The 4,030-nt window shown below is 70.4% G+C and carries 2 protein-coding genes and 1 pseudogene; all 3 read left to right on the top strand.

Annotation, left to right across the window (positions count from 1 at the left end; translation table 11 throughout):
- Position 1: 1 nt before the first annotated feature.
- A complete protein-coding gene (gene ftsH / locus ACWF94_RS35395; protein WP_453498286.1) occupies positions 2-1,804 on the top strand; it encodes an ATP-dependent zinc metalloprotease FtsH in 1,803 nt (600 codons plus the stop codon).
- Between the two features lie 121 nt (positions 1,805-1,925).
- Positions 1,926-3,338 carry a proline--tRNA ligase gene (proS, locus tag ACWF94_RS35390; RefSeq protein WP_453498283.1) on the top strand — a complete coding sequence of 471 codons (1,413 nt, stop codon included), beginning with the start codon at positions 1,926-1,928 and terminating at the stop codon, positions 3,336-3,338.
- A gap of 493 nt (positions 3,339-3,831) precedes the next feature.
- Positions 3,832-4,030, top strand: a pseudogene (locus ACWF94_RS35385) (hypothetical protein); the annotation flags it as partial.

The following is a 4,030-nucleotide window of genomic DNA, read 5'->3' as shown; positions in this document are numbered from 1 at the left end:
GATCCTGACCGCCCTGGCGGTCTATCTGCTCGCCAGTCTGGTGCTGTCGTTCTTCAACGAGGGCGATGAGCCGACCGTGTCGTACACCGAGTTCAGCAGACAGGTCGACGCGGGCAATGTCTCGAAGATCTACTCCAAGGGCGACGCGATCCAGGGGCAGCTGAAGAAGAAGGCCCCGGTCCCGGACGGCGACGGCGACTACACCAAGTTCACCACCCAGCGCCCCGCCTTCGCGGACGACGACCTGTGGAGCGAACTGACGGCGAAGAAGGTCACCGTGACGGCCGAACCGGTCGTCCAGCAGCGCAGCTTTCTGTCGAATCTGCTGATCGCGCTGGCGCCGATGCTGCTGCTCGTCCTGCTGTGGGTGTTCATCGCCCGCCGGATGGGCGCGGCGATGGGTGGCGGCGCCCTGGCCCGTAAGGCCCCGCCGAAACCGGTGGAGGTGACGGCGGGCAGGCGTACGACGTTCGCGGACGTGGCGGGGATCGATGAGGTCGAGGGCGAGCTGAACGACGTCGTCGACTTTCTGCGCAATCCCGAGGCGTACCGGAAGATGGGCGCCCGGATGCCGGGCGGTGTGCTGCTCGCCGGTCCGCCAGGCACCGGCAAGACCCTGCTGGCCAGGGCGGTCGCGGGGGAGGCGGGCGTGCCGTTCTTCTCGGCTTCGGCTTCCGAGTTCATCGAGATGATCGTGGGGGTGGGCGCGGGCCGGGTGCGGGAACTGTTCGCGGAGGCCAGGAAGGTCGCCCCGGCGATCGTGTTCATCGACGAGATCGACACCATCGGCCGGGCGCGCGGCGGCGGAGGTCTGGGCGGCCATGACGAACGCGAGCAGACCCTGAACCAGATTCTCACCGAGATGGACGGCTTCAGCGGTTCGGAGGGCGTGATCGTGCTCGCCGCCACCAACCGCGCCGATGTGCTCGATCCCGCGCTGACCAGACCCGGCCGCTTCGACCGGATCGTTCATGTCTCCCCGCCCGACCGGGGCGGCCGGGAGGCCATTCTGCGTATCCACACCCGGGAGATCCCACTCGCCGACGACGTGGATCTGCGGCAGGTCGCCCGGACGACACCGGGGATGACGGGCGCGGACCTCGCCAATCTCGCCAACGAGGCCGCGCTGGTCGCGGTGAAGCGCGAACGGCCCGCGGTCACCCAGGCCGATCTGTCCTCCGCGCTGGAGAAGGTCCAGCTCGGCACGGAACGCCCGCTGGTGATGCCGGATGACGAGCGCAGGCGCACCGCCTTCCACGAGAGCGGGCACGCCCTGCTCGGCATGCTCCAGCCGGGCGCCGACCCGGTCCGCAAGGTGACGATCGTGCCGCGCGGGCGAGCGCTCGGAGTGACGCTGTCCACGCCGGACGCGGACCGGTACGCGTACACGGAGGAGTATCTGCGCGGCCGGATCATCGGCGCGCTGGGCGGTATGGCGGCCGAACACGTCGTCTTCGGAGTGGTGACGACGGGCGCGGAGAGCGATCTCGAACAGGTCACCAATCTGGCGCGGGGCATGGTCGCCCGCTGGGGGATGAGCGAGCGCGTGGGCCGCCTGACCGCGATCCCGGCCGATGCCCAGCAGCCCTACGGGCTGTCGGCCGCGCCCGCCACCCTGGACACCGTCGACCACGAGATGCGCCGGATCGTGGACGAGTGCTACGAGAGCGCCTGCCGCCAGCTCCGGGACAACCGGGACCGGCTGGACGCCCTGGCCGCAGCCCTGCTGGAGCACGAGACACTGGAGCAGGACGCGGCGTACCGGGCGGCCGGGCTCACCCGGCTCGCCAAGGACGAGGGGTGAGGGGCGGTCCCGGGCGCCGGCGGCCTTGATACGGGGGACGGCCCCCGGGGGAGATACGGGGGGACGGCCCCTGGGGGAATTGGCGCGCGTGGCCGGCCACCGCCGCCGTACGATGCGCGCCATGTCGAAGGCACCCGTTCTCACACCCCGGTCCGAGGACTTTCCCCGCTGGTACCAGGACCTGATCACCAAGGCCGAACTGGCGGACAACGGACCGGTGCGGGGCACCATGGTCATCCGACCGTACGGCTACGGGCTGTGGGAGCGGACGCAGCAGGAGATGGACGCCCGCATCAAGGCCGCCGGCGCCCGGAACGCGTACTTCCCGCTGTTCATCCCCGAGTCCTACCTGGCCCGTGAGGCCGAACACGTCGAGGGTTTCGCGCCCGAACTCGCGGTGGTCACCCACGGCGGCGGCAAGGAACTGGAGGAGCCCCTCGTCGTACGCCCCACCTCGGAGACGATCATCAATGACTACTTCTCCAAGTGGGTGCAGAGCTACCGCGATCTGCCGCTGCGGATCAACCAGTGGGCCAATGTGGTCCGCTGGGAGATGCGCCCGCGCGTCTTCCTGCGGACGACGGAATTCCTCTGGCAGGAGGGCCACACCGCCCACGCCACCCAGGAGGACGCCCGCGACTACGCCGCGTACATCCACCGGGAGGTGTACGCCGACTTCATGGTCAACGTCCTGGGCATCGATGTCGTCCTGGGCCGCAAGACGGCGGCCGAGCGGTTCGCCGGGGCGATCAACACCCTGACGCTGGAAGGGATGATGGGCGACGGCAAGGCCCTCCAGCTGGGGACGAGCCATGAGCTGGGGACGAACTTCGCCCAGGCGTTCAACACCCGGTATCTCTCCAGGGACGGACGGCGGGAGCTGGTCTGGCAGACCTCCTGGGGCAGTTCCACCCGGATGGTCGGCGGTCTGATCATGTCGCACGGCGACGACAGCGGGCTGCGGGTGCCGCCGCGCCTGGCGGATGTGCAGATCGTGGTCATGGCGATCAAGGGCGACGAGTCGGTGGCCGAGGTCCGGCGGATCGGCGACCGGCTGACGGCGGCCGGACTGCGGGTCGAGATCGACGACCGGACCGACACCCCGTTCGGCCGCCGCGCGGTGGACTGGGAACTTAAGGGCGTGCCCGTACGGATCGAGGTGGGCCCGCGCGATCTGGCGGCGGGCACCGCGATGCTGGTGCGCCGTATCCCGGGCGGGAAGGAGCCGGTCCGGCTCGACGCCCTGGCCGGGATGCTGCCCGGGATCCTGGAGGAGGACCAGGCCCGGCTGCTGCGGGAGTCACGCGAGCGCCGGGAGTCCCGTACCGCCGATGTGGCGACGGCCGAGGAGGCCGCCGATGCGGCGGTCGCGGGCGGCTGGGCACGGATTCCGTGGGCCGCGCTGGGCCCGGCGGGCGAGGCCAGGCTCGCCGAGCAGGGCGTCTCGGTACGCTGCCTGGTCGCCGATGACGGATCGGTGCCCGCTGCGGACGACAGCCCGGGGAACATCGCGATCGTGGCCCGCGCCTACTGACGTGACGATCGCCGCTACTGACGATCGCGGGCGCGTCTGCGGAGACGACGCGGGGGCGGGCGCGCACCGACGGACACGGCGGCGGTTGTACGGGAGGGCTGTACGGGGCGGGACGTCGGGGCCCGTGGCACGGTGACGCGGGTATCCTGCGGCGACAGGCTTAAGGCTGCCGTGCGCCGCGTTCCCAGGTTTCCGTGAGGGGTTCTCCGCCCCTGAAGCGGGTGGTGGCCCCCGGAGCCACGCGCGCCGGAGGCCGGAGCCGGGCGCGCGGGTCCCGTCACGCGCCCGGCTGCCGCGCCGGGCGGGCCCCGCGGGGCGCGCGGCGCTACGTACCACCTTGGTGTGAGCTGTGAGACTTCTCCGCAGATCGATGCAGTTCTGCGGAGATCTGGGGAGTTATGTGCAGTTCTGCGCACCCGCCCTCGTCGGGACGTATCGATGCCACATCAATGCCAACTGACGGGTACGTGCAAAATATTTGGGATGCCCCGGAATGGAACCCGGGGGAGGTCCGGCTCGTTATCACGACGTGAGCACGACACCACCTGTTCTCGCCGCAGAGCTGGCACAGGCATGGGCCGATATTCAGCGGCACCACCCTGAGCTGCCAGATCTTGCCGCGCCCGAGTCCCTGATCGGAGAGTCGTCGTCCGCCTGTGGCGCCGAGCTCTCCTTCGAGCGACTGCTTCATG

The sequence above is a fragment of the Streptomyces sp. NPDC055078 genome, from assembly GCF_053607985.1.
The sequence above is the reverse complement of the archived record's forward strand: the minus strand, read 5'-3'. Positions and strand labels throughout refer to the sequence as shown.